The following is a 24,681-nucleotide window of genomic DNA, read 5'->3' on the forward strand; positions in this document are numbered from 1 at the left end:
ATCCGAATGAAAACCGACACTCAGACCACCGCCGTGATTGATAAGCACGGCATTATCGGCAACCTGCGGACCTGCGCGCTGGTGACCGTTGAAGGGGCGATTGATTTTCTCTGCTGGCCCAATCTCGACAGCCCTTCTGTTTTTAGCTCGCTGCTTGATGCTAAACGGGGCGGCTACTTCTCCGTTGCGCCGCTGGGCGAGGGCTGGCGCGCCATTCAGCACTATTTGCCGGATACTAACGTGCTGCAAACCCGCTGGCTCTCGAATGAGACGATGGTAGAGCTGACGGACTTTATCGCCATCAACGAGGATGACGAAGCCAACCCGCTGATCGTGCGGCAAATCACCCTTATCTATGGCGAGGCGACGATTAAGCTTCACTGCTCGCCGCGCTTCAATTACGCCAGCGACGCGCCGGAGGTAAAGGAGGATAAACGGGTTTATCACTTCAAAGGCAAGAAGGGGGCGGCGCTGACGCTGGCCTCATCCGAAACCTTGCAGGTGAAAAAAGGGTTCATCGAAGGGGAGTTCAGCCTGAAAGCGGGCGAAACGGCGACCTTTGTGCTCGGCGACAGCAAAGTAAAGCACGCGGCGCTAAAACAGGTAGCGGCGCTGCGCCAGCGCACGCTCGCTTACTGGCAAAGCTGGGTGGCACAGAGCAAATACAGCGGCCGCTGGCGCGAAGCGGTAACCCGCTCTTCGCTGGTGCTGAAGTTGCTCACCTCTCAGCGCTACGGCTCGATTGCCGCGGCGGCGACCTTTGGCCTGCCGGAGTTGCCCGGCGGCGAGCGTAACTGGGATTACCGCGCCACCTGGCTGCGCGACGCCTCTTTCAGCTGCTATGCGTTGATCCGCTTGGGCTACGTCGAAGAAGCAAAAGCCTTCGGCGCGTGGATCGGCAGCTGTATGGAGAACAGTAAGTTCGACCCGAAAAAATTGCAGGTGATGTATCGCCTCGACAGCGGAACCGATCTCACCGAAGAGGAGTTGCCGCACCTTGCCGGCTACCTCAACTCCAGGCCGGTGCGCAAAGGCAATGAAGCCTATAAACAGCTGCAACTCGATATCTATGGCGAACTGATGGACGCCGTCTATCTGACGACCAAATATGGCGACAACATCTCCCATCGCGCGTGGGGGCATGTGATGCGGCTGGTGGATTATGTCTGCGAAATCTGGGATTCGCCCGATGCCGGGATCTGGGAGATGCGCGGCGAGCCGGAGAATTTTCTCTACTCGCGCCTGATGTGCTGGGTGGCGCTCGACCGCGCCCTGCGCCTTGGCGCCAAGCGGTCGCTCTCAATGCCGTTTGCCCGCTGGGAGGCGACGCGGCAGAAGATCCGCGACGATATCTGGCATAACTTCTGGAATGAGAAGCTGGGCCACTTCACCTCGACCCGTAACGGCAGCGATGTCGATGGCTCAATGCTGCTGATGCCGCTGTTTCGTTTTATCGGCGCCAAAGATCCCGACTGGCTGGCAACGCTCGACGCCATCCGCACAAAGTTAATGCGCGATGGCATGGTGCGGCGTTATTTGCAGGAGGAGACCCCGGCGGATTCGCTCCAGGGGGAGGAGGGCTATTTTGCGCCGTGCTCATTCTGGTATGTCGAATGCCTGGCGCGGGCGGATTTTGTCGATGAGGCGCGCATTGAGTTTGAGAAGCTGCTGCACTACGCCAACCACCTTGGGCTGTACGCCGAGGAGTTTGATGAGCGCGGCTTCCCGCTTGGCAACTTCCCGCAGGCGTTGACCCATCTGGCGCTGATCAGCGCCGCGTTCTATTTAGATAAAAAGATGTCCGGGAATCAGCAAACCTGGCAGCCGTAAGGCTGCGGGTTACTGTGGACCGTGAAAGGTGAGGGCGAAGCCCTGCTCCTGCCAGTGGGTAAACTGCTGCGACTGGCGCTGGGTCAGCGCTTTGCCTGTCCAGACCACCAGCTGCTTTCCCGGGAAAAACTCCGGGTGCGGGGAGTCAAGCGGATCGGCGAGCACATCCAGCGCCCAGCCCTGTTGCGACAGCCGCCAGGCTTCGAGCCACAGGCGCGTACGATCGTCATTGTTCCAGGCGATAAACAGCGCCTCTCTGCTTCCCTGTTGGCGACTAAGCGCCAGCTGGGTGACGGCAAAGTCGATCAGCACGCCGTCAAGCAGGCTTAAGATCACCCGCGCGGTGTTCTGATCCCGCGCCAGCAGCAGGCGCACCGGCATAATCACTTCATCGATAAATTGATCGACGCTGTATTTACGCCCCATATCCAGCACCATGGCGCGCAGCCTGGCCGGGTTGACCTGGCGCAGGGTTGCCAGCAGATCTTCCTGCACCTTCGCCCAGCCTTGCTCATCGGCGGCGGGCGACTCATCCAGCAACGCTTTTACTTTACTGACCGAGACGCCGCTTTCGATAAAGCGCTTGATCGCCTCAATGCGCAGAATGTCCGCCTCGTCAAACTGACGATGGCCGCCCTCGCTGCGCTGGGGCTTTAGCAAACCGTAACGACGTTGCCATGCGCGAAGTGTGACGGGGTTAATACCGCACCGTTCAGCAACTTCGCCAATACTGTAAAACGCCATGACTTCCTCGTAACCCCGATATACACCCGCAAAGCCTAGTTAAGGCTTGCAGGCTGTACAAGCACTTTGTACAGCTTTACTTAAGGAGCGATTAAGCATCGTCCTGTTTTTCTGGCCAGCAGACCGCTGGTATACCGTTGATATCCGGGCGCGCGAAGAGGTAGCCCTGGAACTGGGAGATACCCGCCGACTCCAGCCACATCCACTCTTCAGCTTTCTCGACACCGACGGCGGAGATCTGAATTTCAAGGGATGTACAACATTTGATGATCGCCTGTACGATCGCCTGGCGTGAGCCGCTCTTGTGCACATCCTGAATCAGATCGCGGTTGATTTTGATGCGGTCAGGCTGGAACTGTGCCAGCAGCAGCAGGCCCGCAAAGCCAGCGCCAAAGTGGTCAATCGCCACGCGGATCCCGGCACCTTTCAGTAATTTCACCGCTTCGGTGAACTCTTCGAGGCGTGAAATGATCTCGCTCTCGGTGAACTCAACAATGATCTGCTCCGGCACCAGGCCGTTAGCCTCAATTTCGCGCAGGATAAATTCGACCGCGCCGGGCACTTCAACCAGCGTCATCGGCAGCAGGTTAACCGAAAGAGTCTGTGCGCCAATATCGAGTGCGGTGGCCATTGCGAACGCCACTTTCTTACTTTCAAGGTCGGCTTTATAGAGGTCATCGCCCGTCAGGCCCTCAAAGTAGGCCTGCGGTGCATCGCCCGAAGGGGTACGCAGCAGGGCTTCAATTGCCACCACTTTGCGGGCAAAGGGGTCAATCAGCGGCTGGAAGGCAAAGCGGCAGTCGGCGCTGGTGGCGGCAACGGACGCGGGCAGGGTGACGGCGCTGCCGTCGGGAACGAAATCCCATTCGTCGTCGACCGGGATCTCAAAGTAGTTCTCTTTCTGCCCCTCTTCGACAAAGGTCTGGAAGAACTGCAGCGCGCGGTCGTCATAAATAAGCTGGTATTTCGAGGTGCCTTTATCCAGCACCGTTTGCAGCACCTCTTCCCGGTCATAGGCGCGCAGATCAAACAGCTCCATCCCGGCTTTACCAAAGCGTCGTGACGGCGCATAGTCGCGCAGTAGCTCTACAACGTTAAAGTGGCGGTCATCATTGCAGATGGCATCGTAAATCGGATCCAGCGTCTCTTCCGGCCCTTCAAGCAGCTGGAAGAAGTGGGTGCCATTAAACAGCAGAATGCCGGTGACGTTGGCCTGGCTGTTTTTTTGATTGGCCGCTTCAACCATCCCTTCAAGCATCGAAAACGATACGTTGTCGCGAAAATGGCTGCGGTAAATAAGGGTGGTGAGCATAAGCGTTCCGAAACGGGTGAATGAGCGCTCACACTACCAGATGCAAAGTACCTCGTCTCCCTTGATTTAGCAGAGAATTATGCTGTTTGTGCCGCTTGTACACGCGGCTTTTCAGCTTGTACAACCTTGGTCAACCGCGTAAAAATTTTCCTGGTTATAATCACCTGATAAATATAAAGATTGTGAAATATTCATTAGATGGCTAACAAACTTGTACAATTACTATGTACAAATCGCCGTTTTTTGTATAACTTTAACGTTACTTTAACAAGTTAATGGACTATTTGAGGAGTGACATATGCAGCAGAACGGTTATTTTCCGAATACAGCTAATGCCATTACCCGCTATTTCAACAAGGCATCACTCCCGACTCAGCAGCAGACGCTGGGACAGATCGCTGTTGAAATCCTGAGCGAAGGACGCAACCTGAACCGCAAGGCAATTTGTACTAAATTGCTGAGCCGTCTGGAGCAGGCTTCTGGTCCGGAAGAGGAGAGCCACTATCACACGCTGATTGGCCTGCTTTTCGATCGCTAACAGAGTTTGACCAACGGCAATACTTTTGGCTTTTGAGTCAATTCTCGCGGGGTGATGAAGCGCTTCATGCGCGTGCAGAAAAGTTAATCGTCCCCAAGGGAGAATTGGCTTCATGCCGCAATTGCAGTTCGGCAAGTAGCGGCAACCCGAGATGCAGTTATGAATAGTAGTGAAATAGAGCAACTTACAGATGAACTTATCGGAGTGGCAGTATTGTCACTTCTGAAAGATAACTCACCCATCAGCACACGTGCGTTGATCAACCGGCTGCGGTCGATGGAGACCAGCGAGCAGGACGTTCAGCGGCGGCAGATGCTGGGGCGGATTATTGCTGAAATCAGCAACAATAATTTTGCCTCATTGAAGCGCGACAAAGGAAGCGATCGCGATGAGTGGGATGAGCAGAGCAGGGATAACGTTTTCCAGCTGTTTGGTGACAACAGCGCCGGCAGTTCGAAAAAACATTAACAGACACGGTTATTATCACTAAAAAATGGGGTAAACGATGAGCCAGGTTTTGCTGGATTCACACGAATATGAAAATTTGCCTGATCTCTCGCTTGCTGAGTATTTTCGCAGCGGCGGCGAGACGCTCGCAGAGGAGTCTGTGGTACTGGGCGCGGCGATTCGTGGTGTTATGGCAGCCGGTGAACGTATTACCCACAAGGCCTTGATCCTGGAGTTGATCAAGATGATCGAGACCACAGAGGATGTGGTGAAAAGCGATATTGTACGCCACACCCTGGAAATCGTTGTACACCATACAACGGACGATATTTAACCGTACTGGTTTCACCTGCTCTGACAGCAAATCCACGCTCCGGCGTGGATTTTTTTTTGCTATTACTCGAGCGATGAAATAGTGTCGACAGGCTCATAAACATGCCATCACGGAGGATAGTATGGCCAATAAACTCGTGCAGATTTACTTCGATTTTAACGGCCCGTTTGGCGATGAAATGTCGCAGCAGCTGGTGGAGCTGGCCGAATCAATCAATCAGGAGCCGGGCTTTCTGTGGAAAGTGTGGACCGAAAATGCGCTCGCTCAGGAAGCGGGAGGGATCTATCTCTTCGACAGCGAAGCGAACGCGCAGCGCTATATGGATAAACATATGGCGCGGTTAAAACAGTTTGGTGCCACCAACATCACCGTCAAACTGTTTGACGTCAATGAACCCCTGACACGCCTGAATCACGGCCAACCGGGATAGTTATTTGTTGTTATGCGGTAGCGAGCCTTCATAGCGCTTGTTACCGCAATCTCCTTAAAGAGCATAAAGTTTTCAATGCTCGTGCCGATGCTAATAGATAACCGCACCGCTGGTTTTAATCTATTTCTACAAGGAGTCGTAGCATGGCCGTCATCAATACCAATACGCTGTCACTCATCAACCAAAATAACCTTAATAAATCCCAGGCGGCGCAAAGCTCTGCAATTCAGCGTTTATCCTCCGGCCTGCGTATTAACAGCGCGAAAGATGACGCTGCGGGCCAGGCGATTGCCAACCGTTTCTCCTCCAGCATTAACGGCATGGGCGTGGCCGCAAGAAATGCCAACGATGCTATTTCGCTGGCACAAACGGCTGAAGGCGCATTAAGCGAAATAAATAACAACTTGCAGCGTATCCGCGATCTGGCCGTGCAGGCGCAAAATAGCACTAACTCTGCCTCCGATGTCGACTCTATTCAGTCGGAAGTGAATGAACGTATGGCCGAGATTAATCGCGTAACCCGCCAGACAGACTTTAACGGCATTAAAATTCTTGATAGCGGCTCTGGTTCGTTTGGTTACGGCTTCCAGGTGGGTGCTGATGATGGCGAAGAGATTGTTCTCACGATAGGTGGCAGCGATGACTATAACCTGGGGGCAAATTCCGGTTCGATTGGCGAAGTCTCTGGCGAATCTATCCACGGTAGCGCGCGTAGCGTAAAAGCAATGGGCTTTGATGTGCTCCATGGCACCGTCACCCCCTTTAGCGGTGCGATACTCAATAATCCGCTTGCCGCCATTGACGATGCGATAAAAGCCGTCGATACCCAACGCAGTTCGCTCGGGGCATTTCAGAACCGCTTTGAATCGACGATAAACAACCTCAATCAGGCGGCGAACAGTCTCTCCGCTGCGCGCAGCCGAATAAATGACGCCGACTATGGTACGGAGGTCTCAAATATGAGCAGGGCGCAAATATTACAACAGGCCGGCTCGTCCGTGCTGGCGCAGGCCAACCAGGTGCCGCAGACCATGCTGTCGCTGCTGCGTTAACCGTCCGTTAAATGATAAAAAATCCACGCTTAAGCGTGGATTTTTGGTTTGTGGCTAACGAGGCGTAAAGCTTCGGCAAAGCAGCAAACTAATCAGCCGCCAGCACCGAATCACGCAGCAGAAACGGGCTGGCAACCCGCGTGGTCTGCTTGTGTTCACTACCGTTAATAATATGCAGGGCGCTCAGGCGCCCAATCTCATAATGCGGGAGCTGCACCGTTGCAAGGGAGGGGAGGAACAGCTCACCGATACCCACCATATTGTCGTAACCAACCACTGCCACATCCTGCGGAATGCGCAGCCCCTGCGCGAGTAACGTTTGATAGACCATAAACGCAATGCGGTCATTACCGCAGATCACCGAATCGAACTGCGGCTTTTGCGCGTGGATATGCGCCAGCACCTGCGCCGGAATATCACGATAATGCTCGTCACCCAGCGCCATATAGCGGTGGGTGAGAGTATCCGGGTTAACCCCGGCTTCACGGCAGGCGCGCTCCAGCCCTTTACGCCGGCGCGCGGTGGCAAGCAGCGGTTCGGGCAGATGCAGACAAAGGGGCTGGCGATAACCCGCCTCCAGCAGCGCTTTTACCGCGCTGTACTGGCCCTGTTCATCGTCGGGAATATAGCTGGCGACCTGATCGTGCAGGCTTTCGCAGTTGGCGAGCACGCAGGGAAGGGTGAGCAGCTTGGCGGGCAGCGGCACCTGGCGCAGCCCCATAGTGGTGTAGATAATGCCGTCGGGCCGGTGGGAGAGCAGCAGATCAACAATCGCATCCGGGTTGTCGTCGGTGAACATATTCATCACAAAGCTGTTCCAGCCGTGCGCCCGCGCGGTCTCTTCAATCGATAAGGTAATTTCCACCGAGAAGGGCGTGGTGACGGTATCCAGCGCCAGCACGCCGATGGTTTTCGGCGAGGCGTGCGCGCCGCGGATCTTTTTCGCCGAGAGATCCGGGACATAATTGGTCTGCTCAATCGCCGCCTGCACCCGCGCCAGCGTCTCCGGCTTGAGGCGTTGCGGGCTGTTCAGCGCGCGCGAGACCGTCATCAGCGAGACATTCGCCAGTTTTGCTACATCCTTCAGAGAGGCCATATCTGTTACTCCATGCGGGCTTACTCGCGCAGTCACTGCGGCCAGAGAGGGCGCTATCGTAACGTATTTGCGCTTTCGTCACAGGCGCGGAGTTTGATCTCCCTCTCACTCCTGTTATGTTAACGTTAACTCTTGTGATTAACATCATGAATTTCAGCAGAAGACCATGAGTGACGCACAATGTTAACGTTATCATCGATGCACAACTCCAATATGAGACTGTCATGATGAAAGCCCATCACGCTCACAGCTACCCACTGCTCAGTGCCTTACTGTTCTTCTTTTTTGTCACCTGGTCCGCTTCCGGCTCGCTGCTCTCCATCTGGCTTCATCAGGAGGTGGGCTTAAAAGCGGGGGATACCGGGATCATTTACGCCGTGCTCTCCGTCTCCGCGCTGTTTGCGCAGATCTGTTATGGCTTTATTCAGGACAAGCTCGGCCTGCGCAAAAACCTGCTCTGGTATCTGACCGCCATGCTGGCGCTCTCCGGCCCGGCGTTCTTACTGTTTGGCTATCTGCTACAGATCAACATCCTGCTCGGCAGCGTGTTTGGCGGCATCTATATCGGCTTAACCTTTAACGGCGGCATCGGGGTGCTGGAGTCCTACACCGAGCGCGTTGCGCGCCAGAGCCAGTTTGAGTTTGGTAAAGCGCGGATGTGGGGATCCCTTGGCTGGGCGGTGGCGACCTTTTTTGCTGGTCTGCTGTTTAATATCAACCCGAAACTCAACTTCGCGGTGGCAAGCGCCTCCGGGCTGATCTTCTTTGTGCTGCTGGCGCGCTTAAAAGTCTCCTCTGCGCCGCACGCGATGCAGGAGGCAGTGAGCGGCGGCAAGGTGACGATTAGTGATGCGCTGGGTTTGCTGACGCTGCCGCGTTTCTGGGCGCTGGTGCTGTTCGTGATTGGCACCTGTATTTACGGCGTCTATGACCAGCAGTTCCCGGTCTATTTCTCGTCGCAGTTCCCGACCTTGCAGGAGGGCAACGCCATGTATGGCTACCTCAATTCGTTCCAGGTGTTTCTTGAAGCGGCGGGCATGTTCTGCGCGCCGTGGCTGGTAAACAGGATTGGCGCGAAAAACGGCCTGATTTTCGCGGGCATGGTGATGGCAATGCGCATGATCGCCTCCGGGCTGGTGGAGGGGCCGCTGCTTATCTCCATCACCAAACTGCTGCACGCGGTCGAGCTGCCGATCCTGCTGGTGGCGATCTTTAAGTACAACAGCCTGCATTTCGACAAACGCCTCTCCTCAACCCTCTACCTGGTGGGCTTCGCCTGTACCAGCTCGGTGATCGCCTCGGTGCTGTCGCCGCTGGCGGGGTACAGCTATGAGAAATATGGCTTTGCCCAGTCCTATCTGATCATGGGGCTGCTGGTCTTCGCCACCACCTTTATCTCCATCTTCCTGTTGCGTTCCGGTAAGTCATCTTCTGACCCGCTGATGCCGCAACCCTCCACCATTTAACCGAAAAGAGTAGCGACTATGACATATTCACTTGCCGACGCTGAACAGGCGCTTGTGGCCAAACGAGACACGTTAAACCTGCGCTGGTATCCGCGCTACCACCTCGCGGCGCGCGCAGGCTGGATGAACGATCCGAACGGGCTGGTCTGGTTTGATGGCTGGTACCATGCCTTTTATCAGCATCACCCCTATTCAACACAGTGGGGGCCGATGCACTGGGGGCATGCGCGCAGTAAAGATCTGCTGCACTGGGAGCATCTGCCGGTGGCGCTGGCGCCTGAAGGCCCGGCTGATAAAGATGGCTGCTTTTCCGGCTCGGCGGTGGTCGATGGCGACACGCTGGCGCTGATCTACACCGGGCATAAATTTCACGGCGATGCCACGGATGAGACCAATCTGTATCAGGTGCAGTGCCTGGCCACCAGCCGCGACGGCATCCATTTTGAGCGCCAGGGGATGGTGCTGGATACGCCGCCCGGGCTGCACCACTTTCGCGATCCAAAAGTGTGGCGGGAAGGGGATAAGTGGTACATGGTCGTCGGCGCACGCGATGGCGAAACGGGCCATGTTCGTCTTTACCGCTCCGACGATCTGCGCGAGTGGCAGGACGCCGGTGTGCTGGATGAGGCGGAAAAAGCGCTCGGCTTTATGTGGGAGTGCCCGGACTTTTTCACCCTCGGCGATAAACGGGTGCTGATGTTCTCGCCGCAAGGCATCGCGGCGCAGGGCTACAACAATCGTAATCTCTTCCAGAGCGGCTATATTCTCGGCCAGTGGCAGCCAGGGCAGCCTTTTGTACGCGAGAGCGAGTTTACCGAGCTGGATCACGGCCATGACTTTTATGCCCCGCAGAGCCTGCTGACCCCTGATGGTCGGCGGATTGTTATCGGCTGGCTGGATATGTGGGAATCGCCGCTGCCGGAGCAGCAGGATGGCTGGGCCGGGATGCTGTCGCTGCCGCGCGAAGTGAGCCTGAGCGCCGACAACCGCGTGCAGATGCGCCCGGCAAGAGAGGTGGAAACCCTGCGCGGCGCGTGGATGCCGTGGCCGGTTACGCGGCTTGAGGATCAGCAAATCACGCTGCCGGAGAGCGGCGACGCGCTGGAAGTGCTTCTGCGCTGGGATTGCGGCAACAGCAGCGCAGAGCAGTATGGCGTCAGCCTCGGCGAGGGGCTGCGCGTTTACGTTGATGCGCAGATGCAGCGGCTGGTGCTGGCGCGTCACTATCCGCAGTATGGGCTGTGCGGTATGCGTAGCGTGCCGGTTGATATCCACGCGTCACTGGAACTGCGCCTCTTCTTCGACAGCTCGTCAGTTGAGGTGTTTGTTAATGACGGAGAGGCGTGCCTCAGCAGCCGCATCTATCCTGAGGCTGATAAGCGCGCGCCCGCGCTGTTTGCGTGGAGCGGTTCGGCGCGCGTAATTGAAGCCGGGGCCTGGCCGCTGGCGTAAGAGAGCGAAAACTCCACGTCCGCGCGTGGAGTTGTTAATGATGGGGATAAAGCGCTTCGCACAACGCCCTAACGCAAATTGTTTGACGTTAAGGTGAGAGCGCTCAAGTGATTGATATATATCATTAGACGCCATACGCTCGGCGGCGTAGAGTACCCGCGAGATTATCTTGTTATAGCCCCCAAATCAGGGGGCTGTACGTATGAGCAAATTGTCGGGAAAGTATGCGCAGAGAATAATATTGACGCATGGCGCTGGGCACCTGCCGGAAACCATATTCTCCGCGAGAAATAACACGATCAGAAACCGCTGCTTCAATTAATCAGCGGCTTTTTTTGCAGAAATATTTCACTTTTTAAGCTACTTCGGACACACAGCAAGACGTGAGTAAACAACAGGTTAAACAATAAAATGACAAATTATACGGATGTGGCGGTGAAAGAGCAGAATCTCGGGCCCGGATTGTGCTTTTTACTGCTGTCAGCGGTTTGGGCTGGCGTATTTTTCCTGCCTGAAGCTATTATTTTTATTCTTCCCGGGATGATGGCTTTTGCACTGCTATTTTTTATTTATTACCTGGCATCGGAAGGGCATCTTGCCGGTATGCTGCGTGGCATGGTTATCAGCTTCATTTTGATGGCTATCGCCGCGGCCATTCCGATTATTGGTTGGATTGTTCTTATCTGCTGGATTTTGTACAACATCGGCAAAGCGTTTGAGGGTATTAAGAATTTGCTGCCGGATGCTCTGCTGAGCGTAACGCTTTATGCCAGCCTCTTAATTCCTGTTATTTATCATCTTAATAATAGCGACAGCAATGTGTGGCTGACGGCAGGATGCGGCCTCGTCTACTTTATCGCGGCGGTGGCATCTGTTGGGCGTCTCAGTGAACGTTCGGCTACGCCAAAACACACTTTTTTCCTCTTCTGTGTGATGTTGCTGTCCGTACCGATGATTATGCTGCTGATCGCCTCGATTTTCGCCTCGCTGCGCGCGGCTTTCAGGATGAGCCTGGTAAAAACCTCTGCGACACTGCCGCAATCCGTTAGCGGATACACCACTGCACGAGGAACCGTCGTTGCCGACTATACGCGCAACGTTACCCAAACGGTGGTCACCTCGACGATCGTTCCTGGCGCCGGAGCCGTGGGCGCATCGCTAACCCGCTCTCTGGCTGAAGTGAGCACGCCTGCGGATGAACAGCCTGTCTACCTGTTGAGCAATGAAACAGAGCAGCGCTACGCGACGAACAAAGATCATCACTTTTATCGCTACGATCACCTGAACGATAAAAAAATCGCTCATTTTATTCAGGCCGTTGCCGCAGCGGGGACATTACCGCCGCTTAAAAAAGACGATCTTCTTTTTTACTTTGATGAAACCCTGGCAGGAAAGGGCGATCGTGGCGTGGTGTTAACCGATGAGGCTATCTTCTGTTTACCTGGCATGTTTGAAGCTGAAGATAAATTCTTCACGCGCTTCAGCGATATTAAGAAGGTGACTTTTTCCGGTGCGCTGAATAAGCAGATTACGCTCTGGCTGAAAGAGGGAAAAAAACAAAAAATCACGCTGACGCAATCGAACGCCGGTGCGAAAAAACTCTTTGAAGTCATTGAACTGGCGATTGCCTGATAGAACATAAAAAAACTCCACGCAACGGCGTGGAGTTTATGGTTTACCTGATACTGCAATCAGGTAGCGTGGAAAAATCCCCTCTATTGATAAGTTATTAAGCGAACAGTTATGAATAACTTTCCCGCGTGGCTCCGCATAGTCGTTTGGTTTTACCCGGTCCATATCAACTGTTAAAAAACGCTTTTCCCCGCTGAATCGCAGCGCATCTGGCTGCTTTTTATTAACTGCATCACAAAACCTTAAAAAATCTCCGCAAAGGTGAAACCGGGCCCGCTCGCATCCCACTCAACGCTATCGTTGCGGGGTGAGTTACTCATTTCGCAAGTCATCAACTGACCGGTTGCTGATAACCGGCACAACCTGGCGGAGTGAGAATTATGGAAGGAATTAGACGCCCAACTTCCCCTGTACAGCACGATGCGATTGAACTGGCCTCGCGCGGTGGGCCATCAACCAGCGCAGTCGCTACGACAACCCCTGCTGCGAGGGCACGTTTAGCGGAGATTGGGCGTATTGCGAATACGCTGCATAACGCCTGTAGAGGCGGGGCGGATGTACATGAATACCTGGATGATATAGCTGTTGCCCTGCACGATGATTTGCACCAGACGGACGATCAGGTAAAAGATGTGCTCAAATTTGCTCGCAGCTGCGACACGATGATCATGGCTAAGGCAAAGGGGGCTATTGGAATGACCTATGCCCTTTCCGGTGTCCCCGGCGATCTGGTTGGTAAGGGGATAGCGAGCGCGATGAAGCTGGAGCCGGGCACTCCCATGCACAACTTTGTCGCTGGCGTGGCGGGGGGGATGACCGCCGTAGCGTTTAAAGCCGTGCTCACACGGGTTATCGGTAGCAGCATTCAGGATTCGAGATGGATGCAGGCGGATATGGATGCGCTGCACCCTCTTATGCAGGAAGAGGCAAAAAAACGCGATACCTTTCTGCATAAATTAAAAATGACGGCGCTGGGCGGGACGGGCTTTAACGTCCGCAACCCGATTACCGGTGGGATCTCCAGTGCAACTCAGCTATTACCTGAAAATAAGCCGCGGCCAGAGCCGATGGGGATTATACAAGGCACGCTTAAGCCGGGTTATGCCATTAATCAGATTGCTGGTTTTGGCCTGACCTCGGGTGCCGGTTCATTGAGTGGCGTCGTTGAAAACTACTACGACAACCTGCACGGCGCGGAGTTTTTATTTGGCCGTAACGACTGGAAGGATCGTTATATGGCGCTGTCCAACGGCAAGAAGAATAGTGGCGAGGGTAGCCACTTCGATGCGGTGTGGGCGCACGCAAAATCGCCAAAACGTTGGGTTGAGGGCGTTACCACGCTGAGTGCATTAAGCGTGGTAGCCTCGGAGGCGATGGAAGCCCTCGGTTTAGGCACCGGGGCGGGCGCAGCGCGCGTGGCCAAAGGTGGCTTCGAGAAAATTTTCACCGACGGTCAGAAGGGTGCGGCCGAGGCCGCTTTGGAACTGGCGAAAAAAGGCAGCTTCCGCGCTTCCCGCGAAAGTGTGGGCAATGCGGCGGCCCTGATACCGAACGCCTATTCCTACTTCCAGCAGGGCTTGTTCGGTCTTCTGTATAAAGAAGCTGAGGGGGCAGTGGCAAACAAGCTGCGCCCGAAGGCCGCCGCCACTACAGGTGAGGGAGCGCCGGTAAGTTCCGGCGCAAGACCGCCAGCAGGCGAACCGCCGGTAGCGGGCCCGTCAACCGAACCTCAGGCGCCAGCCGAAGAGGCCCGCCGTGAATCGCCGGAAGCGCCAGTTGTCGAGGCCCGCCGTGAAAGTTCGCCTGAAGCGCCGGAGGTAGAAGCCCGCCGTGAATCGCCGGAAGCGCCAGTTGTCGAGGCCCGCCGTGAAAGTTCACCGGAAGCACCGGAGGTTGAAGCCCGCCGTGAAAGTTCACCGGAAGCGCCGGAAGTAGAAGCCCGCCGTGAAAGTTCACCGGAAGCGCCGGTTGTAGAGGCCCGCCGTGAAAGTTCACCGGAAGCGCCGGTTGTCGAGGCCCGCCGTGAAAGCTCGCCGGAAGCACCGGTCATCGAGGTTCCTCGTGAAAGCTCGCCGCAAGCGCCTGCCGTTGAAGCCCGCAGGAGCGATTCGCCGGCCGCGGGCGAGTCGGACAGCGCCAGCGTCCATTCGCATACCTCCGGTCCGTTGCGTAACACTCCTCCCGGGCGCTCACCCGAGATGCGCCGGAGTGATACCTATGCATGGTGGCAAACCTTCCCGGGGCTGGCGAATATCAAAAGCCCACAGCCTGAGCATTTAACGCAGGCCGACTACGAAGCCATCATCGCCCTACTTGAAACTGAAGCAGAGAAGATGAGCGAGCGTATCGCCGAGATGATCCCGCTGCCTGACTCCTTACCGACATCATCAGCGTCATCAGCAGCGTCCGGGTCATCCGCCTCATCAGAAGCCGCAGGGCCAGCAGGATCGCCAGAGCCTGAAGAGCCGAAAAAGGCCTCCTGATCCCCCCTCTTAAAAGCCGCAGCGATGCGGCTTTTTTTTCGTCTGAATTTTCTCTGTAGCACGCTCTGCCCGGAACCCACGCCTCGCGCTTTCCACTCAATCATACCCCGGTCATACCGGGAGGGATGCGTCAGCGTGACTGGCGCTAATGATGACCCTTTGTTGAGAGGACAGAAGGATGAATATCTCGTCAGGTTCGGTTTTCGGGCCGATACAGCCGCAAATGCCTGATTTTAGCGCGCTCAATGAAAAAAACTTTGCCTCGTTCAGCCCGACAGATTTTGCTGGCGGCAGCCAGGCGATTAACTTTGGCAATGATGCCATGAGCGGCACGGATTTCAGTAGCCTCACCGCCACGCCCGACAGTGAGAGCAATATGGATCCGATGCAGATGCAGGGGCTAATGCAGCAACTGGGGCCGCAAATACAAGCATTACTGCAACTGTTGATGATGCTGCAGCAGCTCTTCTCCGGTCAGCAGCAAAATAACAGCGCAGGAGCAGGAGCAGGAGCAGGTAGCGGCGGCGGGGCAGGGATGCCGGGCGGCTCAGCAGAGGAGGGAGCTGCGCCCGCCGCACCGGTGAACGCCGCCGTGCAGCAGCCTGTTGATCAGCCTGCCGCCGCCTCTGCGCAACAGCCGGGCAGTGCTGCACAACCGGGCTCTCCCTCCAGTGCTGCACTGAACACGCCTGCCCAGCAGACACCGACATCCGGCGGCGTTCCGCTGATAAAAGGCGAGTCGGGACTGCATTTGCCCGCGCCGCTACTCGATCATGAGAAGGCGATAATGCATGCCGCCAGAGAGACCGACCAACCGCCTGAAGTGCTGGCGGGGCAAATCTGGCAGGAGTCACGCGGGAAAATCGATGCGACCACCGTTAACGGCGGCAATGGGCTTTCCGATAGCGGCCTGATGCAGGTGAATTCCAACACCTTCGCCGATCTGCAAAGCAGATACCCGCATCTGCTGGGAGCGGATGCCAGCCCGTCCAACCCTAAAGACAGCATTATGGCCGGTGCGCTCTATTTGAAAGAGCAGCGGCAGGCGTTTGGCGGCGATCTCGGTGCCGGGCTGCGGGCCTATAACTCAGGGCCGGGGAATGTGAACGTCAACGATCTGACCGATATCTCGAAAACCGGTACCGGCGATGCAACCTATGTCGGGAAAGTGCTCAATTTTGCCGACGTTATCTCCAGCGGCAAAGGTACGTTACCTGCATAGCAGGCAAAAAAAGTCCCTGTACCAGGTACAGGGACAAACATCAGCAAGGTAATAAATCAGGCAAACGGCGGCGGTTCGTTCTTCCCTTTCCCTCCGGCATTCTCCACCGCAATCTGCACGGTGTCGGTAGCGGCCGTAATGCCCCAGCCAATCGGCCCGCGCGCCACGCTCATACCACCCTCAGCCAGTCCTTTCAGGCCACCGGTAAAGACTTCGCCCAGGTTACGGGCCTCGCCAATGTTGTTGAAGAAAGGCGCAGCAACAGATTTGAGAATCGGGATATTCGACAATATCTTGCCGAACTCGCCCATGCCCCACTGGAAGTTGTCCTTATTGGTACCATCCTTACGCACGTGCGTATCATTGGTTTGCGGCAGCTGTTTATTCTCCGGCAACATCTTCAGTCCCTGTTCGGCGATATCCTTCAGTACGCCCGCCTCGGTACCGTGACGCGCGTCGCCATCTTTCGTGATGCCCTCTATTTTGTCGTTAGCGGAGATCTCCTTGCGCTCGCTGCCATCGCGGGCATTAAGGCCTTTGATGCTGTTTAACACACAGGCCATGTTGTACGCCGCATCAGCACGACTCTTCGGATCTTTATTGGTATCCGTCCAGTCGCCGAAGCGCTCTTTTAACTGCTCGCGCTTAATATCTTTCTGATTGCCGAGGTTTTTCAGCACCGGGTTTTCATCAATGATCTGCTCGGCGCTGCGGTTATCTCCCGGCGGACGGCCCTTCAGGTTCTCTTCTGTCGGCCTGACGCTGGTGTCCTTCTCGCTGGTCCGCACGCCATCGCCCGTTGCCTGCGGCGCTTCTTCACCTGCGGTTTCGCTGGTAAATAACGCTTCGGGCATCGTTTCCTCATTGGCTGCGGGATCAACAAGCGCACCCAGTCCAACCTGCTTTAACAGCTGATCGAACTGTTGGGTCGGATCGCCCAGGCCCGCCAGCGGCGTTCCGCTAGTTCCGGAGTAGCAGATCGGCAGATCGTTACCCAGACCCGGCAAGGAAGATCCGGGCAGGGGAGTGGTTAATGGCAGGTTACCCGGCAGTTGCCCGCCAGGTGAAAAAGCGGGGGTGATCCCCCCCGCGCCAGGTACTTGCATAACCATATAAGCCCCCCTGAATTAGAGCTGCGTATTCTTCTGGGAAGATTGCCCCTGACCGCCGCCCAACAGACCCTGCAACAGTGATGTCAGCCCTAACAGCGACAGCAGGTTTTGCATCATCCCACCCTGCTGACCACCACCGTCAGCCGCTCCCTGAGCAGGTGCCTGCGGTGCATTACCGCTCTGCTCTCCGCTCCCGGCCCCTTTGCCTTTATCGAGGCCCATCAGTTGCTGAAGCAGTTGCTGGAGCATCTGCATCAACTGCTCAAGCGGGTTACCGCTCTTATTCGCGCCCTGGGAAGGCGCAGGGGTCGTCGGCTGTTCCGGCTGCTGCGCCTTATTACCGCCGCCCAACAGCTGTTGCAGGCCTAACAGCATCATAAGCTGCTGCATTAAGCCACCGCCTGGCAGGGAGTTGCTGCCGCTCGCAGGCGCATTTGCACCATTTGACTGGCCGTTGCTTTGGCTTCCGCCGAGGCCGCCAAGCCCGGTCAGCGACGCGAGCGTACTCAGGCCACCAAAGGCGTTACTGGCAAAAGAGAGCGGGCCCATTTTCGAATTATTGAGGAAAGATAACGGCGAGGACTTGCCTGGTTGATCGGGCAGGTCTGGTTTACCTGACGGCGTGCCTCCCGGTTTGCCTGGCATATTCGCCGGCGGGAAATCGGCTCGGTTTGCGTTTGTTGCTCCACCACCAAATCCTGGAATCTTCATAAATGTGTTCCTCAGAGTTAATAAGTCAGCGATCGGTTGGGCAGCAGCAGTAGCGGTAACATTTTGCAATCCTAATTCATGCTGATTGCACAATTTTACCTTTCGGGCTGATGCTACCTCGCACTGTGAGTGGTGATTGTTGCTGGGTAGTTCCGCCTGAAAATTTCCGTTTGTGACGCGGATTCCGAGTTTTGAAACTTATCGTCACCGCCGTGCATTCTTCAATTTGTTGTTTTTTTGACTCTTTTTTCAAATCTTGTCAGGAAATCCTTACGTGGTGAGCGGCTATCCCTACAAAATAATAATCCTGGACTGATAGCGGGGATTACGTGATTGAGTGAGAGTGAGGCCGCTGTAAATTTGTAATTCTTTACATCAGGCTCAACTTCCAAAAAATCCACAAGCGCTGAATTACCCGCGCGTCCCGTGCAAGGCGCGCTTACGTGAAGCTAATGGAGAATGTATGGTTCGTCTTACCAGGACAGAGTTAATCCAGGGGACTGCAGATGAGGGGAGTGCGGATAACGTTTTACGCCAGGTTGACTCCCGGCCACATGCGGCGGCGGGTTATCCGGAACCTGTGACCGATATCCATGCCCATCTGTATAAGATTTTAAATACGATTGCACCGTTAAAAATTGATGTCTTGATCGAGGGGGAGACAGGAACCGGGAAAGATGCACTGGCCCGGCGGTTGTATCAGCTTTCCGGCTGCCGCGGCCCGATGGTGGCGGTTAACTGTGCGGCCATCCCGGAGACACTGGCCGAAAGTGAGCTGTTCGGGGTGATGGCCGGGGCGTTTACCGGCGCGAGCACGTCCCGTGCAGGCTATATTGAGAGCGCCAATCACGGCATGCTGTTTCTGGATGAAATAGACAGTATGCCGCTCACGGTGCAGGCCAAGCTGCTGCGCGTGCTGGAGAACCGTGCGGTGGAGCGACTCGGCAGCACCAAAAGTATTGAGCTCGATCTGCGCGTGGTCGCCGCCTCGCAAATTCCGCTCTCGCAGCTGGTGGCGCAGGGGCGTTTTCGCCGCGATCTCTTCTTTCGCCTCGATACGATTAAACTTGCCACGCCAACCGTGCGATCGCGGCCGGAGCTGATTCTGCCGATGTTTCGCCGCTTTACCCAGGAGGCGGCGCTCCGCCTGAATCAGCCGCTGCCGCCGGGATCGCCCGTGCTGGATGAAACCCTGCTGCTGCATAGCTGGCCGGGGAATATCCGCGAACTGAAAGCGGCGGCGGAACGCTTTGTGCTGGGCTTGCCGCCGCTGTGCTGTGAGATAAAGCAGGAGGGGCGCGGGCTATTAAAAGAGCGACTGCGGCGCATTGAGCGCAGCCTGATCCACGACTGCCTGAAACGGCACGGTAATCGTATTGATGACGTTATTCTTGAGTTAGGGATCCCCAGGCGCACCCTCTATCACCGCCTGAAGCTGTTAAAACTTACCGCCTGACATGTCGCCCGCCTCTCTCGCGGTGGGCCAGACGGCGTTTTCTGCATAAATTTTTTCTTTGCGATGGAACCAGGTGGCTTCGTTTATCACTTAATGAACGCAACACCCAAATACAACCCATCATTAACGCGAGGAATTACTATGTCAGGTGCTAGCTTACTTGCCAACGGGATCACCAACGCCGCCTCTGCTTACACTCAGGTTGCCGGTGCCTATAGTGGTGCGAAATATATGGTTCGATCGCAACAGGCGATGGACAGAATGCAGGAAAACCAGGCCGATAAAATGGATCGCGATGTAGAGTTCCAGCGCATTAACGGCATCGCCGAAAGTAATGCGCAGGCCGCATCTGCCGCAGCCCAGGTCAAAATTCAGTACTAATCGACTCCGGCAGGGAGACGTTATCCACGACTCCCTGCTCACTCACCTACAGGAGTTTTGCTGATGAAAGTCTCTCAATCTCCCTCGCTTACTTCCGAACCGGTACCGTCAGTCGACATCTACGATGAAGCCCCTTCGGCGGACGATATTCAATGGTTTAATGCCCGGCTTAATGGCCCTGCGCCTGAGAGCAGCACGTCGGCTTCTTCAGAGCCGGGCGTGGTCGGTAATGTTCTGCAATCCCTTAGCGGCAACCAGCGAGCGCAAAAAGATGCCTTTCACGATCTGAGAGTCGCTTCGCGATCTTCCAGTGCGGAAGATTTCTCCCGCGCCAATGCGCAGCTGTCCAATTACTACATCGAGAGCCTGATGAACGCCAAAGTGATCGCCAAAACCGTTCAGTCAGTCGACAAACTCAGCAACCTGCAGTGAATCCTATGAATGGCTCTGTCATTAAATGCCTCTGCGCCCTGTGGCTGGCGCTGCTGCTTACCGGCTGCGGTGACCAGACTCAGTTGCACAGTGGGCTTTCGGAAAACGATGCCAACGATGTGGTGGCAGAACTGAGCCGCTTTAAGATCGAGGCGGAAAAACAGGTCTCCAAAGAGGGCGTGAGTGTCAGCGTTGCGCGCGGTGATATCGAGCGGGCGGTGAATATCCTCAATGCCGCCGGGCTGCCGCATCAGGCGCGGACCAACCTCGGCGCGGTCTTTCAGAAAAGCGGCGTTATCTCCAGCCCGCTGGAGGAGCGCGCCCGCTATATCTATGCCCTGTCGCAGGAGGTAGAAGCGACACTGTCACAAATTGATGGCGTCGTGGTGGCGCGCGTGCATGTGGTTCTGCCGGAGCGTATCGCCCCCGGCGAGCCGGTACAGCCCGCTTCCGCCTCGGTATTTATCAAGTATCACGAAAACCTCGATCCGGACAGTATCGAGCCGCGCATTCGCCGGCTGGTGGCCACCAGTATTCCGGGGCTGGGCGGGCGCGATGACCGCGATCTGGCGATCGTCTTTGTCCCGGCGAAAGCCTGGCAAGATAAAGTTGAAATAGTGCAACTGGGGCCGTTTCAGCTGACTCCGGAGCGTTACGGCATGGTCAAAATAGTGACAACCTGCTTAGGGGTGCTGCTGCTGTTACTGGTGGCAAACGCATTTATTCGACAGGCACTAAATCGCAAGCGCCTGGCTGCACAGGCGAAGTGACGCATTATGCTGAGCGCTGCGCCCGACGAGGAACTCGCCCTGCGCTGGCTACGCTGGTGGCACGCTGACTTTTGGTTACAGGCCGATGAAAGCTGGCGCACCCAGCCGCTGGCCCGCTTATCAGCCCCTTTGCAAAGGCACTATCTGCGCCAGCATGCCGCATGCTGGCAGCGCACGCTGGGGGTAACGGGCGAGCTGGTAGCGCCGGAGCCGATGGTGCTGGCAATCAGCGACTTAAGCTTTGAACAGCGCGCGCAACTGTTGGTTCTGGTGGCGGAAATTTGCGCCGGGGCCATGCCGCTACCCGCTGAGTTAAAGATCTGGCTGCGGCGTGTGGCGAAAGGGATGCGCACGGAGTGCTGGCTGCCCGCCGGGCTCTTCACCGCCAGCGGCAGCGCCGACAGCCTCTGCCTGCTGCAAGCGTTATTCCCGGCCATCTGGCCACGCCTGCGGCTGCTCTTTCCTGCCAGCGACGCGCCGGTAAGCCCGGCGCTCTCACTGCCTGTCCATCGTCTGCGTCCTTTATGGGAAGTGGCGCTCTGGCAGGTGCAACAACATTCGGAAGAGACGCGCGATGTGGAAACTTAAACGCCTGCACCTGGCGGAAGGAAGCGCGCCAGGTGGTAATTTGCTACGCCGCGAGGAGATTGCGCTCGGGCTTGAAGCCGCCTCAATTATCGAGTTGGCCCACAAAGAGGCGCAGACGATCCGCGAGCAGGCACGCGCCGAGGCGCAAGCTGAAAGGGAGGCCTGCCAGCGTGAATGGGAAGCCGCGTTCTGGCAGCAAGCGCAGGCGCTGCTTGCTGGCTGGCAGCAGCAGCGCACCGCCGAAGAGGCGCAGCTGGTGGTGCTTGCCGGGAAGATCGTCAACGAGGCGCTGCAACACCTGCTTGATGAGGTGGACGATGAGCGCCGTTTTCACGCGTTGCTCAAACAGCTATTGCGTCACTATCCGCGCCAGCAGCAGGCGACGCTCTATTGCGCAAGCCTACAGGAGCAGGAGATTAACGGCTGGCTGGCCGCACAGCCGCAGCTTAGCTGGACGCTATGCGCCGACCCGGCGCTTGAGCCAGGCCATTTGCGGCTCACCACTGATGTGGGCGAACTGAGGGTTGACTGGCAAACGCTGCGCCAGCAGCTTGCGCCCTCGCTTGCAGAAGAGGGGGCATAAAAAAAAGCAAAATGCGTGGAACTGCTTCGCTTGCCGCACCACTTAAGAGTGGTGCCTAACAAGAGGAGTGAACATCATGAGTTCAAACGATCTGTTTCAGCGTCAGTTATCTTCCAACTCCACCCGCAAACATCATGAAGCCTATCAGTTTGCCCGCGATATCTCGGGCGAATCCTTCAGTCTTGCGGATATGTATGCCTTCCAGAACCGGTTGCAGGATATGTCCAACGCCAGCTGGGCTAGCTCGCAATATACCCAGTTTAAGTTTGGTATCCGTAAAGCGATTATCGACGCTATTAACTAAGCCCCTGTCAGCAAGGAGTCAGGCGTGTTTACGTTTTCTTTTCCGGGCCGCCTGCTGGCGGCCATTACCCTGCTGGTGCTGAGTATGGGCATCACTAACGCCCGTATGCCGGATGAGTGGAAAAACGGTGCGTATGCCTATTCGGCAGATAACACCCCGCTTAGCATTATTCTTGAAGATTTTGCCACCAGCTTTGGTGTCGAGATCAATCTTGGCACGCTGGGCGACAGCAATGTCACCGGTAAACTGCGCGCAGACAGCCCGGAAGCGTTTCTTAATCGCCTGGCGCTGGAGTATCGCTTTCAGTGGTTTGTCTACAACGACACGCTCTACGTCAGCCCGCAGTCCGCGCAAACCTCTCAGCGTATTGAGATTTCGCCGGAAGCCGCGCCGGATCTGAAAGAGGCGCTGCGCGGTGTCGGCCTGCTGGAGCCACGCTTCGGCTGGGGCGAACTGCCGGATGAGGGCGTGGTGCTGGTGACCGGCCCGCCGGAGTATGTGCGCCAGATAACTGAATTTGCCCGGAAATCGGAAAGCAAACCGGAAGCCGAGGAGAGTAAAGATATGATGGCATTCCCGCTGCGCTACGCGGCAGTGGCGGATCGCACCATTCGCTATCGCGATCAGGAGTTACTGGTGCCGGGGGTAGCCACCATTCTGAATGAACTGCTGGGTCAGGCCAGCAGCGCCTCTGCCGGTGGCAGCTCATCAGGCCAGGGGGATGATGAGCAGGTATCACGTGAACAGTCGCAAACGATTTTAAATGAGCTGATTAATCGCAACATGCCGGTCTCCGGGCGTAAAAAAGCGCCGGTCAGTAAGCTGGCGGGGAAAGTGTCGGCGGATGTGCGTAACAACCTGCTGCTGGTGCGTGACGATCCGAAAACCCGCGGCTCTTACCAGGCGTTAATCAACTCCATTGATGTTCCGCAAAAGCTGATTGAGATCGATGCGGTGATTGTCGATATCGACCGCAGCGCGCTGAAGCGCTTCTCCAGCAGCCTGGGCGGTCAGTTCGGCAGTGTCGCCAGCGGCGCTAATATGCTCTCCGGTGCCAGCACGCTGTTTGTCACTGATTTCCAGCGCTTCTTTGCCAGTATCGAAGCGATGGAGGGGGAAGGGACGGCAACAATTATCGCCAACCCGACCATCCTGACGCTGGAGAATCAGCCTGCGGTGATTGATTTCAGCGATACCGCCTTTATTCGCGCCATTGGCGAGCGGGTGGCGGATATTCAGTCTGTCACCGCCGGAACCAGCCTGCGGGTGACGCCACGCGCCATCAGCACCTCACAAAAATCGGCTATCCAGCTCATTGTTGATGTGGAAGATGGCAAGCTCAATAAAGATGACGAGGGCGACGCACAAGGCACCCATAACGCCGCGGTCAGCACCCAGGCGCTGGTGGAAGCGCGCCGCTCACTGGTCCTGGGCGGGTTCCACTCCAAAGAGACGGGCGATCGCGAACGACGCATCCCGATCCTCGGCAGCATTCCGCTGATTGGCAAGCTCTTTACCTCCACGCGCTACGAAACCTCCCAGCGTGAGCGGCTATTTATTATTACGCCGCATTTGATTGGCGACCAGGTCGATCCCTCGCGCTATATCGCTGCCGAGTCGCGCGAGCAGCTTAATAACGCGATGGATGAGGTGACCAACCGCCATAAATACACCGACATTCGCGGGATGGTGGAAGGCGCGATGCGTGACCTGGCCCTGAACCGGGTGCCGACGGGGATGACCAGTGGTGGCACCGGGCAAACGCTCTCCGCGTTGTGCCGTATTCCGGGCACGTTCCAGAGCGATTTCCGCCGCCACCAGTGGTACGGCAACAGCAGCGTGCAGATAACCGTTGGGGTGATCACCAATAACACCCGTCAGACGCAGCGGTTTGATGAGAGTGTTTGCCGCAGCGATCGCACGCTGGCGGTGGCAGTCTGGCCGCGCGCTGAACTGCCGCCGGGAGGATCGGCGGAGGTGTTTGTCGCCTTTGACAGCAATGCCCCGGCACGCCCGTCGCGCGCTTCGCTGCTCTCGGCATCTGGCGGCGCACCAGCACAAAACTCCAACTGAGCTGATAAGGAAAAAGCATGTTACTGCGAATGATGTTGCTTGCCGCCGCCGCGCTAATGCTGAGCGCCTGCGCGCGGCCGCAGGCCGGGTGTAACGACGTAAGCTGCCGCCCGTCGTCCGATCTGCATAAGCTGACTATCTGGTGGCAACCACAACTGCGTAATGGCCCGAACGACTACACGCAGATAGCGGTCGATAACTAACCGCGTTTCGGCAGTCTCAGACCCCGGGCG

General features: G+C 56.4%; 25 protein-coding genes. 20 read left to right on the forward strand and 5 right to left on the reverse strand.

The features are described from left to right. The first annotated feature begins 6 nt into the window (after nt 1–6). A complete protein-coding gene (locus EH164_RS10185) occupies nt 7–1,830 on the forward strand; it encodes a glycoside hydrolase family 15 protein (RefSeq protein WP_124968145.1) in 1,824 nt (607 codons plus the stop codon). Between the two features lie 9 nt (nt 1,831–1,839). Here the strand turns inward: EH164_RS10185 and EH164_RS10190 are convergent, their stop codons facing one another. Beyond that, a complete protein-coding gene (locus tag EH164_RS10190; protein ID WP_124968146.1) occupies nt 1,840–2,574 on the reverse strand; it encodes a MerR family transcriptional regulator in 735 nt (244 codons plus the stop codon). 91 nt (nt 2,575–2,665) lie between these two features. Next, nucleotides 2,666–3,886, reverse strand: coding sequence for a diguanylate phosphodiesterase (locus EH164_RS10195; RefSeq protein ID WP_124968147.1), 1,221 nt, complete (start codon nt 3,884–3,886; stop codon nt 2,666–2,668). Nucleotides 3,887–4,184: 298 nt separating this feature from the next. On the opposite strand from EH164_RS10195, the gene ycgZ reads away from it, so the two are divergent. From ycgZ to EH164_RS10220, 5 genes are all read left to right on the forward strand, one after another. After that, the gene (gene ycgZ / locus EH164_RS10200) at nt 4,185–4,424 is read left to right on the forward strand and encodes a regulatory protein YcgZ (RefSeq protein WP_023478790.1); all 240 of its coding nucleotides are present in this window, start codon (nt 4,185–4,187) and stop codon (nt 4,422–4,424) included. A gap of 159 nt (nt 4,425–4,583) precedes the next feature. Next, nucleotides 4,584–4,892, forward strand: a complete 309-nt coding sequence (locus EH164_RS10205) for a hypothetical protein (RefSeq protein ID WP_124968148.1) — start codon at nt 4,584–4,586, stop codon at nt 4,890–4,892. A gap of 37 nt (nt 4,893–4,929) precedes the next feature. Continuing rightward, complete coding sequence (locus tag EH164_RS10210; RefSeq protein ID WP_023478767.1) at nt 4,930–5,205, forward strand: biofilm development regulator YmgB/AriR family protein; 276 nt, start codon at nt 4,930–4,932, stop codon at nt 5,203–5,205. A 121-nt stretch (nt 5,206–5,326) separates the two neighbouring features. Continuing rightward, nucleotides 5,327–5,635 carry a monooxygenase gene (locus EH164_RS10215; protein WP_124968149.1) on the forward strand — a complete coding sequence of 103 codons (309 nt, stop codon included), beginning with the start codon at nt 5,327–5,329 and terminating at the stop codon, nt 5,633–5,635. A 143-nt stretch (nt 5,636–5,778) separates the two neighbouring features. Next, nucleotides 5,779–6,687 carry a flagellin gene (locus EH164_RS10220; protein ID WP_124968150.1) on the forward strand — a complete coding sequence of 303 codons (909 nt, stop codon included), beginning with the start codon at nt 5,779–5,781 and terminating at the stop codon, nt 6,685–6,687. An 88-nt stretch (nt 6,688–6,775) separates the two neighbouring features. Here EH164_RS10220 and EH164_RS10225 read toward each other — a convergent pair whose 3' ends face one another. Then, nucleotides 6,776–7,783: a LacI family DNA-binding transcriptional regulator gene (locus tag EH164_RS10225; RefSeq protein ID WP_124968151.1), complete on the reverse strand. Its 1,008-nt coding sequence runs from the start codon at nt 7,781–7,783 to the stop codon at nt 6,776–6,778. Nucleotides 7,784–8,007: 224 nt separating this feature from the next. On the opposite strand from EH164_RS10225, the gene EH164_RS10230 reads away from it, so the two are divergent. The 5 genes from EH164_RS10230 (at nt 8,008) to EH164_RS10250 (ending at nt 16,038) form a co-directional block, all read left to right on the forward strand. Further along, nucleotides 8,008–9,249: an MFS transporter gene (locus EH164_RS10230; RefSeq protein ID WP_124968152.1), complete on the forward strand. Its 1,242-nt coding sequence runs from the start codon at nt 8,008–8,010 to the stop codon at nt 9,247–9,249. Between the two features lie 18 nt (nt 9,250–9,267). Beyond that, complete coding sequence (locus EH164_RS10235; RefSeq protein ID WP_124968153.1) at nt 9,268–10,701, forward strand: glycoside hydrolase family 32 protein; 1,434 nt, start codon at nt 9,268–9,270, stop codon at nt 10,699–10,701. A 429-nt stretch (nt 10,702–11,130) separates the two neighbouring features. Next, nucleotides 11,131–12,333 (forward strand): hypothetical protein, encoded by a 1,203-nt coding sequence (locus EH164_RS10240; protein WP_241175021.1) that lies wholly within the window; start codon nt 11,131–11,133, stop codon nt 12,331–12,333. A gap of 380 nt (nt 12,334–12,713) precedes the next feature. Then, complete coding sequence (locus EH164_RS22755) at nt 12,714–14,816, forward strand: hypothetical protein (RefSeq protein ID WP_241175022.1); 2,103 nt, start codon at nt 12,714–12,716, stop codon at nt 14,814–14,816. A gap of 178 nt (nt 14,817–14,994) precedes the next feature. Then, a complete protein-coding gene (locus EH164_RS10250) occupies nt 14,995–16,038 on the forward strand; it encodes a lytic transglycosylase domain-containing protein (protein ID WP_124968155.1) in 1,044 nt (347 codons plus the stop codon). 56 nt (nt 16,039–16,094) lie between these two features. Here the strand turns inward: EH164_RS10250 and EH164_RS10255 are convergent, their stop codons facing one another. Then, nucleotides 16,095–17,150 carry a hypothetical protein gene (locus tag EH164_RS10255; RefSeq protein WP_124968156.1) on the reverse strand — a complete coding sequence of 352 codons (1,056 nt, stop codon included), beginning with the start codon at nt 17,148–17,150 and terminating at the stop codon, nt 16,095–16,097. Between the two features lie 15 nt (nt 17,151–17,165). Next, the gene (locus EH164_RS10260; RefSeq protein ID WP_124968157.1) at nt 17,166–17,861 is read right to left on the reverse strand and encodes a hypothetical protein; all 696 of its coding nucleotides are present in this window, start codon (nt 17,859–17,861) and stop codon (nt 17,166–17,168) included. A 463-nt stretch (nt 17,862–18,324) separates the two neighbouring features. Between EH164_RS10260 and EH164_RS10265 the strand changes: the two genes are divergently transcribed. From EH164_RS10265 to hrpT, 9 genes are all read left to right on the forward strand, one after another. Beyond that, a complete protein-coding gene (locus tag EH164_RS10265; RefSeq protein ID WP_124968158.1) occupies nt 18,325–19,317 on the forward strand; it encodes a sigma 54-interacting transcriptional regulator in 993 nt (330 codons plus the stop codon). Between the two features lie 141 nt (nt 19,318–19,458). Beyond that, nucleotides 19,459–19,698, forward strand: coding sequence for a hypothetical protein (locus EH164_RS10270; RefSeq protein WP_023478588.1), 240 nt, complete (start codon nt 19,459–19,461; stop codon nt 19,696–19,698). 63 nt (nt 19,699–19,761) lie between these two features. After that, nucleotides 19,762–20,130: an EscI/YscI/HrpB family type III secretion system inner rod protein gene (locus EH164_RS10275; RefSeq protein WP_124968159.1), complete on the forward strand. Its 369-nt coding sequence runs from the start codon at nt 19,762–19,764 to the stop codon at nt 20,128–20,130. A 5-nt stretch (nt 20,131–20,135) separates the two neighbouring features. Then, entirely contained in the window at nt 20,136–20,900 is a 765-nt protein-coding gene (gene sctJ / locus EH164_RS10280) for a type III secretion system inner membrane ring lipoprotein SctJ (protein WP_124968160.1), read from the forward strand. Nucleotides 20,901–20,906: 6 nt separating this feature from the next. Then, nucleotides 20,907–21,488 carry a serine kinase gene (locus tag EH164_RS10285; RefSeq protein ID WP_124968161.1) on the forward strand — a complete coding sequence of 194 codons (582 nt, stop codon included), beginning with the start codon at nt 20,907–20,909 and terminating at the stop codon, nt 21,486–21,488. Beyond that, entirely contained in the window at nt 21,475–22,071 is a 597-nt protein-coding gene (gene sctL, locus EH164_RS10290; protein WP_124968162.1) for a type III secretion system stator protein SctL, read from the forward strand. Before EH164_RS10285 ends, sctL begins: the two co-directional genes overlap by 14 nt. Before the next feature lie 76 nt (nt 22,072–22,147). Beyond that, on the forward strand, nt 22,148–22,375 hold the full coding sequence (locus EH164_RS10295) for an HrpF protein (protein WP_124968163.1): 228 nt from the start codon (nt 22,148–22,150) through the stop codon (nt 22,373–22,375). A gap of 24 nt (nt 22,376–22,399) precedes the next feature. Beyond that, the gene (gene sctC / locus EH164_RS10300; RefSeq protein ID WP_124968164.1) at nt 22,400–24,448 is read left to right on the forward strand and encodes a type III secretion system outer membrane ring subunit SctC; all 2,049 of its coding nucleotides are present in this window, start codon (nt 22,400–22,402) and stop codon (nt 24,446–24,448) included. 17 nt (nt 24,449–24,465) lie between these two features. Next, nucleotides 24,466–24,651 (forward strand): HrpT family type III secretion system protein, encoded by a 186-nt coding sequence (hrpT, locus tag EH164_RS10305; protein ID WP_094419739.1) that lies wholly within the window; start codon nt 24,466–24,468, stop codon nt 24,649–24,651. The last annotated feature ends 30 nt before the right edge of the window (nt 24,652–24,681 follow it).

The organism is Kosakonia sp. CCTCC M2018092 (assembly GCF_003864115.1).
GTDB classification, from domain to species: domain Bacteria; phylum Pseudomonadota; class Gammaproteobacteria; order Enterobacterales; family Enterobacteriaceae; genus Kosakonia; species Kosakonia cowanii.

Bases quoted from the DNA above. Each gene is read 5' to 3' on its own strand.
- EH164_RS10185 (WP_124968145.1), top strand. From the start codon at position 7: ATGAAAACCGACACTCAGACCACCGCCGTGATTGATAAGCACGGCATT.
- EH164_RS10190 (WP_124968146.1), bottom strand. From the start codon at position 2,574: ATGGCGTTTTACAGTATTGGCGAAGTTGCTGAACGGTGCGGTATTAAC.
- EH164_RS10195 (WP_124968147.1), bottom strand. From the start codon at position 3,886: ATGCTCACCACCCTTATTTACCGCAGCCATTTTCGCGACAACGTATCG.
- ycgZ (WP_023478790.1), top strand. From the start codon at position 4,185: ATGCAGCAGAACGGTTATTTTCCGAATACAGCTAATGCCATTACCCGC.
- EH164_RS10205 (WP_124968148.1), top strand. From the start codon at position 4,584: ATGAATAGTAGTGAAATAGAGCAACTTACAGATGAACTTATCGGAGTG.
- EH164_RS10210 (WP_023478767.1), top strand. From the start codon at position 4,930: ATGAGCCAGGTTTTGCTGGATTCACACGAATATGAAAATTTGCCTGAT.
- EH164_RS10215 (WP_124968149.1), top strand. From the start codon at position 5,327: ATGGCCAATAAACTCGTGCAGATTTACTTCGATTTTAACGGCCCGTTT.
- EH164_RS10220 (WP_124968150.1), top strand. From the start codon at position 5,779: ATGGCCGTCATCAATACCAATACGCTGTCACTCATCAACCAAAATAAC.
- EH164_RS10225 (WP_124968151.1), bottom strand. From the start codon at position 7,783: ATGGCCTCTCTGAAGGATGTAGCAAAACTGGCGAATGTCTCGCTGATG.
- EH164_RS10230 (WP_124968152.1), top strand. From the start codon at position 8,008: ATGATGAAAGCCCATCACGCTCACAGCTACCCACTGCTCAGTGCCTTA.
- EH164_RS10235 (WP_124968153.1), top strand. From the start codon at position 9,268: ATGACATATTCACTTGCCGACGCTGAACAGGCGCTTGTGGCCAAACGA.
- EH164_RS22755 (WP_241175022.1), top strand. From the start codon at position 12,714: ATGGAAGGAATTAGACGCCCAACTTCCCCTGTACAGCACGATGCGATT.
- EH164_RS10250 (WP_124968155.1), top strand. From the start codon at position 14,995: ATGAATATCTCGTCAGGTTCGGTTTTCGGGCCGATACAGCCGCAAATG.
- EH164_RS10255 (WP_124968156.1), bottom strand. From the start codon at position 17,150: ATGGTTATGCAAGTACCTGGCGCGGGGGGGATCACCCCCGCTTTTTCA.
- EH164_RS10260 (WP_124968157.1), bottom strand. From the start codon at position 17,861: ATGAAGATTCCAGGATTTGGTGGTGGAGCAACAAACGCAAACCGAGCC.
- EH164_RS10265 (WP_124968158.1), top strand. From the start codon at position 18,325: ATGGTTCGTCTTACCAGGACAGAGTTAATCCAGGGGACTGCAGATGAG.
- EH164_RS10270 (WP_023478588.1), top strand. From the start codon at position 19,459: ATGTCAGGTGCTAGCTTACTTGCCAACGGGATCACCAACGCCGCCTCT.
- EH164_RS10275 (WP_124968159.1), top strand. From the start codon at position 19,762: ATGAAAGTCTCTCAATCTCCCTCGCTTACTTCCGAACCGGTACCGTCA.
- sctJ (WP_124968160.1), top strand. From the start codon at position 20,136: ATGAATGGCTCTGTCATTAAATGCCTCTGCGCCCTGTGGCTGGCGCTG.
- EH164_RS10285 (WP_124968161.1), top strand. From the start codon at position 20,907: ATGCTGAGCGCTGCGCCCGACGAGGAACTCGCCCTGCGCTGGCTACGC.
- sctL (WP_124968162.1), top strand. From the start codon at position 21,475: ATGTGGAAACTTAAACGCCTGCACCTGGCGGAAGGAAGCGCGCCAGGT.
- EH164_RS10295 (WP_124968163.1), top strand. From the start codon at position 22,148: ATGAGTTCAAACGATCTGTTTCAGCGTCAGTTATCTTCCAACTCCACC.
- hrpT (WP_094419739.1), top strand. From the start codon at position 24,466: ATGTTACTGCGAATGATGTTGCTTGCCGCCGCCGCGCTAATGCTGAGC.